The 15,625-nt window shown below is 49.8% G+C and carries 13 protein-coding genes and 3 tRNA genes; 6 read left to right on the top strand and 10 right to left on the bottom strand.

The annotated features are described in order from the left end of the window. The 3 genes from ABIK47_06410 to ABIK47_06400 all read right to left on the bottom strand — a co-directional run. The coding region (locus ABIK47_06410; GenBank protein ID MEO0020249.1) for a four helix bundle protein at positions 1–432 on the bottom strand (432 nt) is incomplete at its 3' end. Between the two features lie 79 nt (positions 433–511). Continuing rightward, complete coding sequence (locus ABIK47_06405; protein ID MEO0020248.1) at positions 512–1,243, bottom strand: sugar phosphate nucleotidyltransferase; 732 nt, start codon at positions 1,241–1,243, stop codon at positions 512–514. 421 nt (positions 1,244–1,664) lie between these two features. After that, a complete protein-coding gene (locus ABIK47_06400) occupies positions 1,665–1,958 on the bottom strand; it encodes a GIY-YIG nuclease family protein (protein MEO0020247.1) in 294 nt (97 codons plus the stop codon). A 294-nt stretch (positions 1,959–2,252) separates the two neighbouring features. Here ABIK47_06400 and ABIK47_06395 point away from each other — a divergent pair, with 294 nt between their 5' ends. The 4 genes from ABIK47_06395 to ABIK47_06380 are packed head-to-tail and all read left to right on the top strand — an operon-like array spanning position 2,253 to position 8,229. Beyond that, entirely contained in the window at positions 2,253–4,166 is a 1,914-nt protein-coding gene (locus ABIK47_06395; GenBank protein MEO0020246.1) for a nucleoside-diphosphate sugar epimerase/dehydratase, read from the top strand. Positions 4,167–4,182: 16 nt separating this feature from the next. Beyond that, complete coding sequence (locus ABIK47_06390; GenBank protein ID MEO0020245.1) at positions 4,183–5,424, top strand: OmpA family protein; 1,242 nt, start codon at positions 4,183–4,185, stop codon at positions 5,422–5,424. Further along, on the top strand, positions 5,421–5,891 hold the full coding sequence (locus ABIK47_06385) for an SLBB domain-containing protein (protein ID MEO0020244.1): 471 nt from the start codon (positions 5,421–5,423) through the stop codon (positions 5,889–5,891). Before ABIK47_06390 ends, ABIK47_06385 begins: the two co-directional genes overlap by 4 nt. 7 nt (positions 5,892–5,898) lie before the next feature. Continuing rightward, on the top strand, positions 5,899–8,229 hold the full coding sequence (locus ABIK47_06380) for a polysaccharide biosynthesis tyrosine autokinase (protein MEO0020243.1): 2,331 nt from the start codon (positions 5,899–5,901) through the stop codon (positions 8,227–8,229). A gap of 23 nt (positions 8,230–8,252) precedes the next feature. Here ABIK47_06380 and ABIK47_06375 read toward each other — a convergent pair. From ABIK47_06375 to ABIK47_06355, 5 genes are all read right to left on the bottom strand, one after another. After that, a tRNA-Arg gene (locus ABIK47_06375) sits at positions 8,253–8,326 on the bottom strand. Between the two features lies 1 nt (position 8,327). Further along, positions 8,328–8,401, bottom strand: a tRNA-Pro gene (locus tag ABIK47_06370). A gap of 27 nt (positions 8,402–8,428) precedes the next feature. Next, positions 8,429–9,040, bottom strand: a complete 612-nt coding sequence (rdgB, locus tag ABIK47_06365) for an RdgB/HAM1 family non-canonical purine NTP pyrophosphatase (GenBank protein ID MEO0020242.1) — start codon at positions 9,038–9,040, stop codon at positions 8,429–8,431. After that, on the bottom strand, positions 9,037–10,113 hold the full coding sequence (locus ABIK47_06360; protein MEO0020241.1) for a mannose-1-phosphate guanylyltransferase: 1,077 nt from the start codon (positions 10,111–10,113) through the stop codon (positions 9,037–9,039). Before ABIK47_06360 ends, rdgB begins: the two co-directional genes overlap by 4 nt. Beyond that, positions 10,110–10,775 carry a DUF3108 domain-containing protein gene (locus ABIK47_06355; protein ID MEO0020240.1) on the bottom strand — a complete coding sequence of 222 codons (666 nt, stop codon included), beginning with the start codon at positions 10,773–10,775 and terminating at the stop codon, positions 10,110–10,112. Before ABIK47_06355 ends, ABIK47_06360 begins: the two co-directional genes overlap by 4 nt. Before the next feature lie 240 nt (positions 10,776–11,015). Between ABIK47_06355 and ABIK47_06350 the strand changes: the two genes are divergently transcribed. Next, on the top strand, positions 11,016–12,194 hold the full coding sequence (locus tag ABIK47_06350) for an aminotransferase class I/II-fold pyridoxal phosphate-dependent enzyme (GenBank protein ID MEO0020239.1): 1,179 nt from the start codon (positions 11,016–11,018) through the stop codon (positions 12,192–12,194). Positions 12,195–12,242: 48 nt separating this feature from the next. Then, positions 12,243–12,315, top strand: a tRNA-Ala gene (locus ABIK47_06345). 7 nt (positions 12,316–12,322) lie between these two features. On the opposite strand, the gene ABIK47_06340 is transcribed toward ABIK47_06345, so the two are convergent. Beyond that, positions 12,323–14,449, bottom strand: coding sequence for an acetate--CoA ligase family protein (locus tag ABIK47_06340; protein MEO0020238.1), 2,127 nt, complete (start codon positions 14,447–14,449; stop codon positions 12,323–12,325). After that, positions 14,446–15,625: GNAT family N-acetyltransferase (locus tag ABIK47_06335; GenBank protein MEO0020237.1), on the bottom strand; the 1,180-nt coding region annotated here is incomplete at its 5' end. The genes ABIK47_06335 and ABIK47_06340, both read right to left, overlap by 4 nt.

The raw sequence follows: 15,625 nt of genomic DNA, 5'->3' as shown, positions 1-15,625 counted from the left end.
GGGTTTTGGGTTCTTAGTTCCGGGTTCAGGGGGCGGATTTGGTGGAACAAATTTACGACCCTTGAGTTCAGAGGAGCGGAGGTATCTGAGGAGTCCGCCGATGAGGTTGGCGGTCTCTTGAGTTAGAGAGTTCAACGAATTGAAATCGTCCTTGTCAATGTATTTCTGGTCAAGGGCAACATAGAGCTGGGAACAGACTTCATTAGTTGAACCAAGAGCCATTGAGAGAAACTGGATAAACTCCTTTCTGCCACTGCGACCAAATCCTTCGGCAATATTGGACATAATGGAAACAGAGGCACGACGCAACTGGTCACGCAGGACAAAGTCCCGGGCAAATGGCTTGTGCCGGGTCAGCTCGTAGACCCGCTGCGTCAGTTCCCGCGCCTTTATCCAGGCGTCTATCTCTTCAAAGGTCTTGAATGTTGCCATAGGTTAGTTCATAGTTTTGAGTTTATAGTTCGGGGTTCGTAGTTTCTAAAACCAAGAACTAAGAACCAAGAACCCATAACTATTTTTTAGCCTTGACCTTTTGCTGTCGGACGAGGGTTGTGGCGCGGAAGAAGGATTCAAATGTGCCGGCATCGGTCCACCAGCCTTTGAGGATGTCATAGGTCATTGTGCCTTCCTTGATATAGGTGTTGTTGACATCGGTTATCTCCAGTTCACCACGGGCAGAGGGTTTTAATGTCCTGATGATGTCAAACACCCGGTTGTCATACATATAAATTCCTGTTACCGCAAAATTGGTCTTGGGCTTGGCAGGTTTCTCTTCAATCCCGATGATGCGGTTACCAGCAAGTTCCGCAACACCGAAGCGAGAGGCATCCTCAACCTCTTTGAGGAGAATCTTGGCACCCTTTGGCTGGGAGGTGAATGATTGGACATAAGGGGTGATGTCATCCTCAAAGATGTTGTCGCCAAGAATGACAACAATCCGCTCATCAGCGGCAAACTGCTCAGCAAGTCTTAAGGCATCGGCAATTCCACCCTCTCCTTCCTGATAGGCATAGTGAAGCCGGTCAAGTCCAAAGTCCTTGCCATTGCGCAAGAGGCGAAGAAAGTCGCCCGCGCTGTTGCCACCGGTTACAATCAGGATGTCTTTAATTCCTGCCTGAACAAGTTTTCTAATCGGGTAGTAAATCATCGGTTCGTCATAGATGGGCAGAAGGTGTTTGTTGGTTACCCGGGTAACCGGCAGCATCCGGGTGCCAAGACCACCAGCAAGGACAACGCCCTTCATAGAGAGGTTAAGGTTGAGGTTGAGGTTGAAAATTGGACGGGAGACCGAGGACCGGAGACCGAAGACCGAGAAGGAGAGGTTGAGGTGGAAAATTGGACGGAAGACGGAAGACCGAGGACCGAAGGGAAACAGGAATAGGTTGAGGATGGTTTTTGGTTCATAGTCTTTAGTTCATGGTTTGGGGTTCGTAGTTGGAGAATAGTAAAATTCATTATTTAGTATTTATAGAGATTTCAAGGCGGTTGTCAAGGAAAAAAGAGGGATTCCTCCACAGGCTCGGAATGACAGAAGAAAGACCGAAGACCGAGGACCGAAGACCGGACGGAATTTTCCCCTTCAGTCATTCCGAGCGGAGCCGAGGAATCGGAATAAGGGATTCCTCCACTCGCTTACGCTCGGTCGGAATGACATCCCCTCTTTGTCATTCCAGCCCGAGGTCAACACTGAGGTCACGCCATCCTGGATTCATTGAGCGGATTAGGGCAACCTTCTTTTCCCGGCGCCAGCGTTTTATCTGTTTCTCCCGAGTGATGGCAGTTATCGGGTCGCCATATACCTCATACCAGACAAGTTTATTAACATTGTATCTGGCAGTAAACCCGGAAATTATTTTATTTTTATGCTCATAAACACGGCGCGGCAGGTCTCGGGTTATACCCAGATAAAGGGTGCCGGTTTTGCTTGCCATCAGATAGACATAGAATTGCTGCGCCATAGGGAATGATATGGATACAGGTCATTGTTTCAAGGGATTCCTGCACTCCGGTCGAAATGACACCTTCTTCCCCGTCATTCCGAGCGGAGCAAAGCGGAGCCGAGGAATCTCACCCCCTTCTGTCATTCCGAGCGGAGCCGAGGAATCTATTATGAGGAATTTCTCCACTGTGGTCAAAATGACGAAAGGAACAGGTTAAGGTTGAGGTTGAGAATTGGACAGAGGACCGATGACCGAAAAGCAGACATAAGTTTTTACTTGACAAGGGAGTGGAAATACTCTAAATTCTGAAAAATGGTAAATTTACGAAGAGAAACAGTTTACCGGGAAGGGCTTTTTGCGGCAACCCCGTGGAAACGAACCCTGTTTTATGTGGTCAGTGATGCCCTGATAGTGCTTTTTGCAACCTTTCTTACCTATGCGGTGGCAACCCAGCATTTGCCGTTTGGTTTTAAAAGGTTTGGGCTGGTTCTGCCCTTTGCGCTCGCAGGGTTTTTGTTTCAGGGGGGTCTCAGTTTTCTTTTGAATAATTACAATCTGAAGTGGTCAACCTTTTCTCTGAGTGATATTCCCAGGACGATTTTGCCAGGTATCATCACAGCGGTGATTCTTGGCTTTCTTTCCGGGCTGAAACTTTTTGCCACCCTTACCCCTTGGTCAGCAATCACCTGGGGGCTTTTGAATACCGGCGGAATTGTTACGGTGCGTTTGAGCAAGCGTTTTTATCAGGAGGTCCTGCGCCGGGGGTTGAAGAAGAAGGCGATTTTGGTTGTCGGTTCGGAAAAGGGATATTTTTTGATTGATGTTTTGCGAAGGATTCCATATTTCAAATATGATATTGTCGGGTTTGTTGACCCTGACCCGGCAAACCGGGGTTGTGTAAGCCAGGGTCTTAAGGTTTTGGGCACATTTGATGAGATTGAGAGGATTGTGAAAAGACATCAGGTTAGAGCCGCTTTCATCTTTTTGAGTTCACATTCTGAAATTCCTCTGGGCAGGGTTTATGAGCAGTTGCACAATCTGAATGTTCAGGTTAAGGTGATACCATCACTTGCTGACCTGATTGAGAGTAATAGCAGAACCGGCGCAGGTCTGGTTGAATCGCTCGCAATCCATCAGTTAACCGGCAGGGCACCGGTTGCAGTTGACCCTGAGGAGATGGAGCGGTTTTTTGCCAATAAAAGGGTGCTTATCACCGGTGCGGGAGGGTCAATCGGGTCAGAACTTTGCCGCCAGATTGCCCGGTTTCATCCCGAGAAAATTATTCTCTTTGAACGGGACGATTCCAACCTTTTCTATATTGAGGAGGAGTTGCGGAAGAACCATCCTGAGGTCAATATCTATCCTTTTCTTGGCGACATTACCCATGAGGATGAGGTGAACCGGGCTTTTGAAAAGACAAAGCCCGAAATTGTTTTCCATGCTGCGGCTTACAAGCATGTGCCGATTCTTGAGTTCTATCCCTTAGAGGGGATAAAGGTGAATGTTCTTGGCACCCACATCGTAGCGCGGGCTGCGGTGAGATATGGAATTGATAGTTTTGTCTACATCTCAACCGACAAGGCGGTCAATCCCACCAGTGTGATGGGCGCAACAAAGAGGCTGGGTGAAATGCTTGTCACCGCAATGAACGGGCTGGGTGATGTGAGGTTTGTTTCGGTGAGGTTTGGCAATGTCCTGGCGAGTCGGGGTAGTGTTCTAACCCTTTTTGTTGATGCGGTGAACAGGCGCCAGCCAATCTATCTTACCGACCCGGAGATGAAAAGATACTTTATGCTCACAAGCGAGGCGGTGCTTTTGGTGATGCAGGCAGCCGCAATTGGCAATGGTGGTGAGGTTTTTGTGCTTGATATGGGCAGACCGGTGCGGATCAAGGACCTTGCCGAGAGCGTGATTCGCGCTGCTGGACTTGAACCTGAAAGAGATATCCCTATAATAATTAAAGGGAGAAGACCAGGTGAAAAGGATTATGAAGAGATTTTGACCGCTGAAGAAGGAACGACGGCAACCATAAAGGAGAGAATCTTTAAGGCGAAGATTTCAAATAATTATCAGTATGCTGAGATGAGTGAATTTCTGAAGCGGCTGGAGAGGCTTTTAGGAAATCAGGACCTTGAGCAAATCAAGGCTGAACTCAAGAACCTGGTTCCGAATTATCAGCCAGATAAGTACAATCTGGACCAAGTGCCCACCGCTTCAGGTTTATAATAAAAGGAGGCGTAAAATGAACAAAAAACACAGGAGATGCCTATCGGTGGTGGTGCTGGGACTTTTTGTCCTTGCTGCCCACGCACCGGCACAGTTTGACCGTACCGCACTATTGATTGACGCTCCGACTGCGGATGTTCTGCCCAGGGGCTCACTGGCGCTTACCCTGGTTGGAAGTTATCCGTTGCCAGATTTGGGTCATAACTACCCTAATCTTGAAGCGGGTGCAGGATTGCGCTTTTCGCCTTTCAACCGGTTTGAACTTGCCCTGACCGCATATACTTTGCAGGATTATGTTTTGGGTGCAAGTTATCAGATTCTATCAAGCGATAAATCGCCGCTTTCCCTTGCACTTGGGGTTCACGACATTGGACTTCATTCCTATGTCTCACCGGTTGGTCATGGTCTTGAGGATGCCTGGCCTGACTGGAAATATGAGAACCGGCAGATGGAAAGACCCTCACCGTTTGTGGTTGCCAGTGTGCCGTTGTTCAACAGGTTTGTTAGAGTCCATGCCGGAATTGGGAGAGGACGCAATATCGGCTATGGGTCGACCTCCAAGTATCTCAACTTGGATATCCTTTTTGACGAGCAGCACCAGTGGGCGGTAGGTTTATTTGGTGGCTTGGAGATAAACTTTACGAAGAACATCGGGCTGGCACTTGAGGCACAAGGAAGAGATGCCAATGCCGGGATAAAACTGAACTTTGGACCGCTGAAAGCCAATCTCGCCCTGACGAAGATTGAAGGGCTCATCTTCCCAAAGGATAAAGATGACAAGTTCGGCAGGGTGGCATTGGGGTTGACCTATCAGATTGATAACCTGTTAGGACCGAAAGCCCCTGCTCCATCACCTTATCCGGCTCCAGAGGTTGTGCCGGAAACCGTTGCTGTTGAAACCGTGCCACCGACAAGGATTGAACTGGCTAATATATATTTTGATTTTGACAAATCAGACATCCGACCTGGAGATGCAGAGATTCTAAGAGGGAATGCCGAGCAGATTTCCAGTTTAATTAAGGCAGGGAAGAAACCAGTTGTGACGATTGAAGGGCACTGCTGTCCAATCGGAACATCAGAATACAATATGGCTTTGGGATGGCGACGGGCAGAATCGGCAAAGGGTTATTTGGTGAACTTAGGCATTGATGCCGGAATCCTCAAGACCATCAGTTATGGCGAGGAAAGAATAGTTGAACATGACCCTGCCAAGTATTATCTCAACCGGCGCTGCGAATTCAAACTGGAATACAAATGAACCTGGGGCAGAAAGATAGTTTCAAGTTCATAGTTCGGGGTTCAGGGTTCGTAACTCTTTTATCTCTGTTTGCCCTCGCCTCGGCGCAGCCCGCTACCAGTGGCACAACGCCTTTGTATCAGACACCGATGTTTAAATACTATGTCTGGGGTCAGGTGCGATCCCCTGGTGCTTACAGCCTGAGTGCCAATCCTGATGTTGTTGAGTTGATTTCTGCAGGTGGCGGACCAACAACCGAGGCTGACCTTTCCAGGGTGGTTTTGGTTCGGGCAATTAGTAAGAGCCGGGTCAGGATTAACCTGAAGAAAATGCTCGCCAAAGGCGAGGTGATTCCGCTTTCACCTGGTGATGTGGTTATCGTGCCCCGCTCCTTCTGGTATAGTTTTCGGAACGAACTTACTTTTGTATCCACAGTAGCGGTGCTGGTTAATCTAACCCTGACCATTATCAATCTGACCCAGAAATAGGAGGAGAATGAGTTATCAAAGAAATGAAGAAAAGCCCGCAGTTATGATAACCAGTGGGTTAGCACCTGCGGAGACCCAAACTGACATTCAAGAGTATCTGCAAAGGTTTCTGAGGTGGAAGTGGCTCGGGGTGTTTGTTTTTATCATCGTGTTTGGACTGGTGACATTGTTGATTTTGCGCACACCACCGGTTTATGAGGGACGCGGAACGATGATGGCTACAGGTAAGGAGGATAAGGCATTCACTCAGATTACCTATCTATTGCCCCCTGCTCCGAAAATCGCCAACTATGTGGAGCTTTTGCGCAGCCAGCGTCTGGCAGAAATGGTAGTAAAAAGGCTGCCCGATTCAATTATTAAAAAAATAGAGTTCTATTATCCTAACGCCTCAATCACGAGCACCCTCCGCTCAATGATTAACGCCCGTGGAGTTAAGGAAACCGACATCATTCAGATCTCAGCGTCTGCCCGGGATAAGGGGATTGCCTGCGCAGTCGTGAACGCCTATCTTGATGCCTTTGTCCAGTATGATATGGAGAAAAGCCGTGTTGATGTAACTGCGGTCAGGGAGTTTATTGAAAATCAGTTCGCCGCAGTAAAGACAAGGCTGGATTCGCTGGAAAGGGAACTGGAGTACTTCAAGAGCACAAATAGGTTAGTTGATATCAACGAGGAAACGAAAAACCTTATCGACCGCCAGTCGGCAATTGCGGCTGCCTATGAGCAGGCGGCAACTGAGGCAGCAGCAAGTCAGGCACGGCTCAACCACATTCGGAATCTGATTGAGGAGGAGGGTAAGGGGCTTGCTGACAGACTGGAAAACATCAGTTCACCGTTAGTTGCCAATCTCAAGACCACTCTGAATCAGCTTGAGGTGCAGAAGACCAACCTTTTGATTCAGGGGTTTGCGGAGACCTCAAATGAGGTGAAAAACCTTGAGCGCCAGATTGACAGTGTCCGCAACCGGCTCAGGCTTGAATCCCAGGTCCTTATTGCTCAACAGGGTTTTACCGACCCACTCGGCAGATTGAGCAACCTGTTTGAGTCGGCACTAACACTGGAAACAGAAATCGCCACCAACAGAGCAAAACAGGAGGCTTTGCGCCAGGCTTTACAAAAGTATGATGCCACTCTCGCAAGGATGCCCGCAGCAGAAAGAGCCCTTGCCCAGATAACCAGAGATGTGGAAACCGGACGGAAGGTGTATGCCTACCTTTCCGAAAGGGCTGAGGAGGCGAGGATTCAGGAGATAGGCAGAATCCCTTCGGTACGGATTATTGACTATGCCCAGGGCGCAAGCAAGACCAGACCCAATGTCCGCACCGGAATAGTTTTTGCCCTTTTCTTTGCGGTTGTTGCCGCATTTGGCTCTGTTTGGCTTGCGGACCGGCTTGATGTTTCGGTGCGTTCGCCTGAGGATATGGAAAGACACGGCTTTACGGTTCTCGCAGCCATACCTGACCTGAGAAAGGTGGGACGCAGGCGCAAACGCATCATCCTGCCCGATTTCGCATCACTCTTCTCAAGATTCAGGTTAGGACGTCGTTATCGCCGGCACCGGTACCACCGGAAAAGCTACGATGATATTACCCAGCATCTCATTACCCATGCAGACAGTGAATCGTCAGGTGCTGAGGCTTTCAGGCTGTTAAGAACCAGCCTGGCATTCTCAGGTGTTGACCGACCTCTGCGGACAATTGCGGTCACATCCACTTTACCCGGCGAAGGCAAGTCAACCGTGGCAGTAAATCTTGCTGCGGTTATGGCTCAGGCAGGCTCCCGGGTGCTTTTGATCGATGCTGATATCCGCTATCCGTTGCTGCACCGTCTGTTTGGGCAGCCAAGAAAACCAGGGTTTACCGATTTGATAGTTCAAGGTAAAAGCACCGATGGGTTTGTATTCGGCACAAGGATTGAACGGCTCTCTTGGCTACCTGCCGGAACAACACCACCGAGTCCGGCTGACCTTTTTGTCTCGCCAGCAACCAGCGGACTGATCGATCGTCTATCAAGGGAATATGACTATGTGATCCTGGATACCGCACCGGTAATGATTGCCTCGGACACACCGGTTCTCTCGTCATTGGTAGATGCTACAATAATAGTTGTGATGGCGGGTAAGACACCGGTTCAGGCGGTAAATGCTGCCAAGGCATTGATTCAGAACTCGGGCGGCAAAATTGCCGGGTTTGTGCTGAATATGGTTAATCCTGCTTCTGGTGGATATGGAAGGTATTACTATCACTACTATTACAAGTACCGCTATTATCAGCGAGGTCCAGATACCCAGCCGGGTTCAGGTTCGCAATCCGGCATACCGGAACAGGGTCAGAGGTAACCGAACGAAGTAAAAATTCCTAACGCGCCTGGAGGGATTCGAACCCCCGGCCATCGGATTAGAAATCCGATGCTCTATCCAGCTGAGCTACAGGCGCATCGGGGAGACCCGATTCGAACGGGCGACCCCCACGTCCCAAGCGTGGTGCGCTAACCAGCTGCGCTACTCCCCGTCAATTTCAATATACTGAGTTTAAGGTCTATGTCAATCCCGCCACCGAACTTAATCTGGTTTGGAGGTAATTAAGAACCTTTTGAAATGCCCTTGCCCGATGGCTGATGCGATTCTTCACCGCCTGTCCAAGTTCGGCAAATGTCTGCGTATAACCTTCAGGGATGAAAATCGGGTCATAACCGAAACCGTGAATACCCCGGATTGTATGGGCAATCCTTCCTTCACAAACACCTTCAAAAATCTCCTCTTTACCACCGGGTTCAATAAGACAGACAACACAGCGAAACCTGGCGGTGCGTTTCTCCTCTGGCACCGCAATCATCATCAAAAGAATTCGCCGGTTCCGCTCGATGTCAGTCGCATCTTCACGGATGAACCTTGCCGACATTATTCCGGGCAAGCCATTAAGGGCATCAATCTCAAGACCCGAGTCCTCACCCAATGTCCACATCCCTGTCCGGGTAAATGCGGTTCTTGCCTTTTTGCGGGCATTCTCTGCAAATGTTGAACCATCTTCGGTTATCTTCAGTTCCGGGCAGACCTCATTTAACGTCAAAACCTCATGGTTATTTCCCTGAAAAATCTGGCGCACCTCATTTGCCTTAAACTGATTGTGGGTGGCAAGAAGTATTTTCACAGAAATTTTTTCCCTTTTTGGTCCTGAGCCATTTCTCCAAGGAGTTCTTTTAATCGACCAATCGCAGATTTGTGCGCAACCAGAAGCGCATCGTCAGAACGGGCGATGACAAGGTCTTTTAGTCCGAGCGTGGCAATCACACCATCATCTGAATAGATAATACAATTCCTGGTGTCCCTCCCAAACCAGAGCCCGGCACAAACATTGCCATCCTTGTCTTTCGGAAACCTCCTTTCCAGAGCCAGCCAGGAGCCAACATCATCCCATTGGAAATCGCTTCTGACCACAGCCACATTGTCCGCCCTTTCCATTATCGCATAGTCAACTGAGATTGACTCCACCCTGTGATATATTCTTTCAATCATCCCTTTTTCCTTGCCCGTGCCAATAACAGCGGTAAAAGCCGATAGTTGGTTGTAAAACTCAGGCATAAACCGTTGAAAGGCAGCAAGAATCGCATCAGCCCGCCAGACAAACATCCCTGAGTTCCAGAGATATCTGCCGCTTTTCACATACCGTCTGGCGGTTGCCAAATCCGGCTTCTCCTTGAATTCCAAGACCTGATAGGCAGATAAGCCCGCTCTCTTATAAATCTCCTCTCCAAAATGGATATAGCCGTAACCGGTGTCGGGTCTTGTGGGAACGACCCCAAATGTGACCAGTCTCCCCTGCTGGGCAACAGCTGCTGCCAGTTTCACCGCTTTGAGAAAAGAAGATGCGGGTGCGATAATATGGTCGGCAGGCAGAACCACCATCACCGCATCTGGGTCACGCTGATAAAGCATTGCTGCTGATAGACCGATTGCCGGTGCGGTGTTTCTTCCTGTTGGCTCCAAAATCAGATTTTGAGGTTTTACCTTTATCTCCTTTTTCAGGAGTGGTGCAAAACGGCTGGGTGCAACAAACAGCTGCCGGTTGAGCGGGCAAAGTTTTTTGATGCGCTCGCTTGTCTCTTTGGTAAGGGAGTGTTTACCGAAGAGGGTAACAAACTGCTTGGGCAGATTTGCCCGGCTCTTGGGCCAGAACCTCTCGCCCTTGCCTCCGCACAAGATTACCGCATAAAGATTTTTCATAAACTCCTTTTAATCTTACGCAGATAGGCGCTGACGGTCAAGCCTCCGGCACGGGTACGAATAACCACCGGCAGCCGTTGCTTATCCTCGGAGATAAAGACCGTTCCTAATGGTCCTGTGGTTGCCGGGGAGACAATCAGACAGTCAAACTCTCCTGCCTTGGTGCGCACCCTTTGTTTTCCAGAGGTGATAAACCTGACCTGCCAGTTGCGCCGGTCAATATGGCTGTTAATTACCAATGTTTCACCTTGATACCAGTTAACCCTCCGCAAATAAAACCACAGGGTCAGCATATCCCGGCAGGAGTCGGGCAAAACAATCTCTTTGCCATCATCATAGCGCGCCAGTTTATTTTCTTGGTCAAAGGTTGCGCTCCAGTTTGCCTCGTAGTTCTTTTCCCTTGTCCATTTACTTGAGCGAGATGTCAGCCAGTTATCAGCATCACACCAGCTCTCAAACTTGTATTTCGCCCAGAATATCCAGGAGAGATGCTCATCAATCTCAACCTCTGCCCGCAGACGCTCATACCTTTTACCATCAAGGCTCTCCGGACCAAGCCTTTCCAAGACCATTGAACCCAAGACCACCGGACCGTACTTGATATCATACTCCAGCCGCTCCTGAGGCGCCAAGGAAATTATCAAAAATAAATAGAACAGCACGCTCGAATAATAGCCACATCCCTGCCAAAATCAAGGAACAATTAATGACCAAAATTACCACGGGGATAGTCCCCCCACAAAAGGTGAAATTTTGCTAAGTTTTGAAAATGCGAGACATAACTAAATTTCACCCCACTGAATTTTGTGTATTTATACATAAACCTATTCTTGCCCGGAGATGCGGTTAAAGATTGACAGAGGGAAAAATTGTGGCATCCTAATAAAAAGGAGCAACAAAATATGAAAAAAGATATTGACATCAAGACGATGTGCGTTCACAGCAGTTCGCCGCCAGAAAAGGTAGGTCCGGTGGTTGAGCCCATATACGCCTCATCAACCTTTCGCTTTGCTGACTTCCAGCACGGTGCTGACCTCTTTGCCGGCAAGACTTCGGGCTACATCTACTCAAGGATGCTCAACCCTACGGTTGAACTCTTGGAGGACTGCCTTGCCTGTCTTGAGGGCGGCAAGAAATCCCTTGCCACCGCCTCGGGTATGGCAGCGATTCAAACCCTATTTACCGGACTGGTATCGGCTAACGAGCACATCATCTGTTCACAATCGGTTTATGGACCAACCGCAACCCTTTTAGAGAACTATTTAAGCCGTCTCGGAATAAAATCAACATTTGTTGACAGTTCCAATATCAACGAGGTGGCGGCGGCATTTCTGCCTGAGACCAGGCTGGTCTTTATTGAGACCCCGGGCAACCCCACCTTGGTTATCGCTGACATCAGCGCCATCGCCAAGATTTGCCACAAAAGGGGCGCCTTACTTGTTGTTGACAACACCTTTGCCTCCCCGGTTCTCCAGCAGCCGCTAAAACTGGGTGCGGATATTGTTGTTCACTCCCTGACAAAATTTCTTAACGGGCATGCCGATGTTGTCGGTGGTGCCATCATCGTCAAGGATGAAAAACTTTATGAACGGTTGCGTAAGACCCTCAATCACTGGGGCGGGGTTTTGGCTCCGTTTGAGGCATTTTTGGTGTTAAGGGGTATCAAGACCCTTGCCCTGCGGATGCAACGCCATTCGGAAAACGCCCAGAAGGTTGCCGAGTTCCTTGAGTCCCATCCCAAGGTCTCCTGGGTCCGTTTTCCCGGCTTACCAAGCCACCCCCAGTTTGAACTGGCAAAAAGACAGATGAGCGCTCCTGGTGGTCTGATAACCTTTGAACTCAAAGGCGGATTTGACGCAGCGCGTAAACTCCTTGATGCCACCCAAATCTTTATCCTGGCGGTCAGTCTTGGAGGTGTTGAGAGCCTGATTCAGCACCCAGCATCAATGACCCACGCCTCAATGCCACCAGCGATAAGGCAAAAGGCGGGTATTACCGATGGTTTGATCAGGCTTTCGGTGGGTATTGAAGATGTTAATGATTTAATCTGGGATTTGGAACAGGCGCTCGCCCGGATATAGATTGTATTGACATCCCGAAAGGGCTCGCTATGATAAATAGACTGTTTTGGGGCTGTAGCTCAGTTGGGAGAGCACCTGCTTTGCAAGCAGGGGGTCGCCCGTTCGAATCGGGTCAGCTCCATTATCTCTCAGCGCAAAAGTATCCGGGCATCAATCGCTGCCGCACCCTCCCCCTCGTAATAGACAAATAACGGGTTGATATCAATCTCATCAAAATCGGTAAAATCGGTCACCAGTTGGGAAAGGCGCTGGATACAATCCTTGATCACCCTTTTGTCCCTTGCGGGCTGACCGCGGAAGGGTTCGAGCAACCGGTATGCCTTAATCCCGGTTATCATTGAATCGGCTGAAAGGTCATTTACCGGTGCGACCCTGAAGGTCACATCCTTCAAAACCTCAACAAGAATCCCACCCAGCCCGAACATCAAAATTGGACCAAAATGCGGGTCACGCTTCATACCGAGGATTGTTTCCAGACCACTGGACCTTGCCATCTTCTGCACCATCACACCCCAGATTTCTGCATCCGGCTTTCTGCCCTTGACCTGTTCCATCATCGCATCATAGGCGCTGCGCAGTTCCTCTTCTCCCTTCAGGTTGATGCGCACCCCGCCGAACTCGGTCTTATGCAGGATGTCAGGTGAGACAATCTTTATCACCACCGGATAACCAATCCGCTCTGCCGCCTTTACCGCCTCATCTTGACTTTTGACAAGTTCAAATTGGACAACCGGTAAACCGTAGGCTTTCAGAATCTCGTGGCACTCGGGCTCGGAAAGATAGGGACGGGGACGGCTCTTTGCCTGCATAACCAGTTTCCGCACCTTCTCCCGGTCAACATCATTGTAGACAACAACCTCACCTGGCGGTCTTTGGCTCATCCTGGAAAACTCTGCCATCGTTGCCAGCGCTCGGGCGGCATTTTCGGGAAAGTGGTAATGAGGGATGCGGCGCCGCAAAAGTGTCCGTCTAATTGCGGTGCTGTCGCCCATTGTCTGAATACAGGCAAGGATGGGCTTGTCCGTATTTTCGCTCTCCTCAACAATCACATTGGCGATGTCAATCGCCTCAGCAACAACCGTTGGTGTCCAGATAGGAATAACCCCGTCAACATTCTCATCCTGGAGTAGAATCCTGAATGCGGCACGATAGCGATTGGCATCACCATCCCCGATGATGTCAACCGGATTGTTAGTTGAGGCTGCTGCAGGCAGAACCTTCTTCAGTTCTGCCCTGGTCCTTTCGGTCAGATTTGCCATCTTCAGACCGTTACGGATGCAGGCGTCGGTTGCCATAATCCCGATACCACCGGCATTGGTAATTATCGCCACCCTGGGACCGCGCGGTCTGGGCTGATATGCCAGTGATGCCGCCTTGGCAATCAGCTCGTTAACGGTTTCAACGCGCAGGACCCTTGCCTGGGCAAAGAAGGCGTTGTATGCCTCATCAGAACCGGCAAGGGCACCGGTATGGGATGATGCCGCCTTTGCCCCTTCGGTGGTCCTGCCCGCCTTGATTGCCAGAATCGGCTTCGGTCTTTTCGGATGGGAGGTTATCTCCCGGGCGATGCGCATAAACTCAGGAGGGTTTACCAAATCCTCAAGATAAAGGGCGATGACATCGGTCTCGGGGTCATCCTTCAGATAAGCCAGGAGGTCACACTCATTAATGTCCGCCTTGTTGCCGATAGAGACAAACTTACAAAGCCCAACCTCCTCGGCATCAGCATACTCGAGCGCATTGACCCCAACAGCACCCGACTGGGAGATTAGCGCAATGTTACCATATCTTGGCATCACCCTGCCAAAGGTGGTGTTCAACCGCACCTCTGGGCTGGTATTAATCATCCCGAAGCAGTTGGGACCGATAAGCCTTATCCCCCAGGTTCTTGCCCTTTCCCTTACCGCCTGTTCCAATGCCGCACCTGTTGGTCCCAACTCCTTGAACCCGGCAGAGATAACTATCGCCCCCTTCACCTTTTTCTGACCGCATTCGGCAAGAACAGCAGGAACCGTAACCGCGGGCACAATCAGAATCGCCAGGTCAATCTCATCCTCAATATCAAGGATTGAGGGAAATGTCTTTACCCCTAAGACGCTCTTCGCCTTCGGATTGACCGGATAGACAACACCGGTATAGCCATTGAAGAGGATATTGGCAAAGAGCGCCCGACCAACCGAACCCTCCCGATTAGAAGCGCCCAGCACCGCCACCGAACGGGGTTTGAAGATAAAATCAAGGTTGGTTGAACTCATTTCTCAAACCTCAATGTCAGGATGTAAACCCCGTCCTCCCACTTCGTCTCGAGAGGAAAACCGGTCTTGGTCACCAAGCGATAGGCACGGGTATTGGAATCAAGGACATAGCCAACAAACCCCTTTACACCCTTCATCCTCGCCACCCGAATCAGGTGATTGAACAGCGCGGTGCCAATGCCCTTGTTTTGAAACTCATCCATCACCTCAATGGCAAACTCAGCAAGTCCAGTTGCCGGGTCAACATAGTAGCGGGTAGAACCCACAATCTGCTCCTCACCATTCTTGCGCACAATCGCCACCAGCGCCATCTCCTTCTCGTAGTCAATATTTACAAACCTGGTCAGTTTATCATGGGGCATCGCCTTGATATAACTGAAGAAGCGGTAGAAAACCGTATCCCTTGAAAATGAGTAGAACAGCTCCCGCATTCCCGGCTCATCGGTTGGTTTTATCGGTCTGATGAATATTGTGCTGCCATCAGGCAGTTTCACCTTGGTCTCAAACTCCTCAGGATAGCGGGCATAGACCAGCGACTCCTCAGGCTGGTCCTGATACACATAATGCCGCTCCTTTGCCTGACGCAAAAGTTCTGCCCGGAACTTTGGATGGGCAATGGAAATCAATGCCAGCGCCCGCTCCCTTATTGACCTACCGTGAAGATAGGCAACACCCCATTCGGTAACAACATAATGGACATCGCCGCGCGATGTTACCACACCGGCACCTTCAGAAAGCACCGGCACAATCCGCGAAAACTGGTCGTTGTCCCTGGTTGACTTCAGAACGATGATCGGCTTGCCATCCTTTGAACGCGCCGCGCCCCGGACAAAATCAAGCTGACCCCCGATACCGGAGTAAAACTTGTAACCGATGGAATCCGCGCACACCTGACCGGTAAGGTCGATCTCCAGTGCCGAATTGATTGAGACCATTTTCTCATTCTGGGCGATGACAAACGGGTCATTGGTATAATCAACCGGATGGAACTCAAACATTGGATTGTTGTCAATGTAGTCATAGAGCCGCTGGGAACCCATTGCAAACGAGGCAATAACCTTGCCCGGATGGAGCGTCTTTTTCCTATTGGTAATCACGCCCGCCTCAATTAAGTCGATGATGCCGTCAGAAAACACCTCGGTATGCACCCCCAAATCCTTCTTATCCTTGAGATAA

It is taken from the genome of candidate division WOR-3 bacterium (assembly GCA_039801245.1).
In the GTDB taxonomy this organism is placed as follows: domain Bacteria; phylum Hydrothermota; class Tepidihabitantia; order Tepidihabitantales; family Tepidihabitantaceae; genus JAOABP01.
Note: the sequence above shows the minus strand (reverse complement) of the source record. Positions and strands in the feature narration are given on the sequence as shown.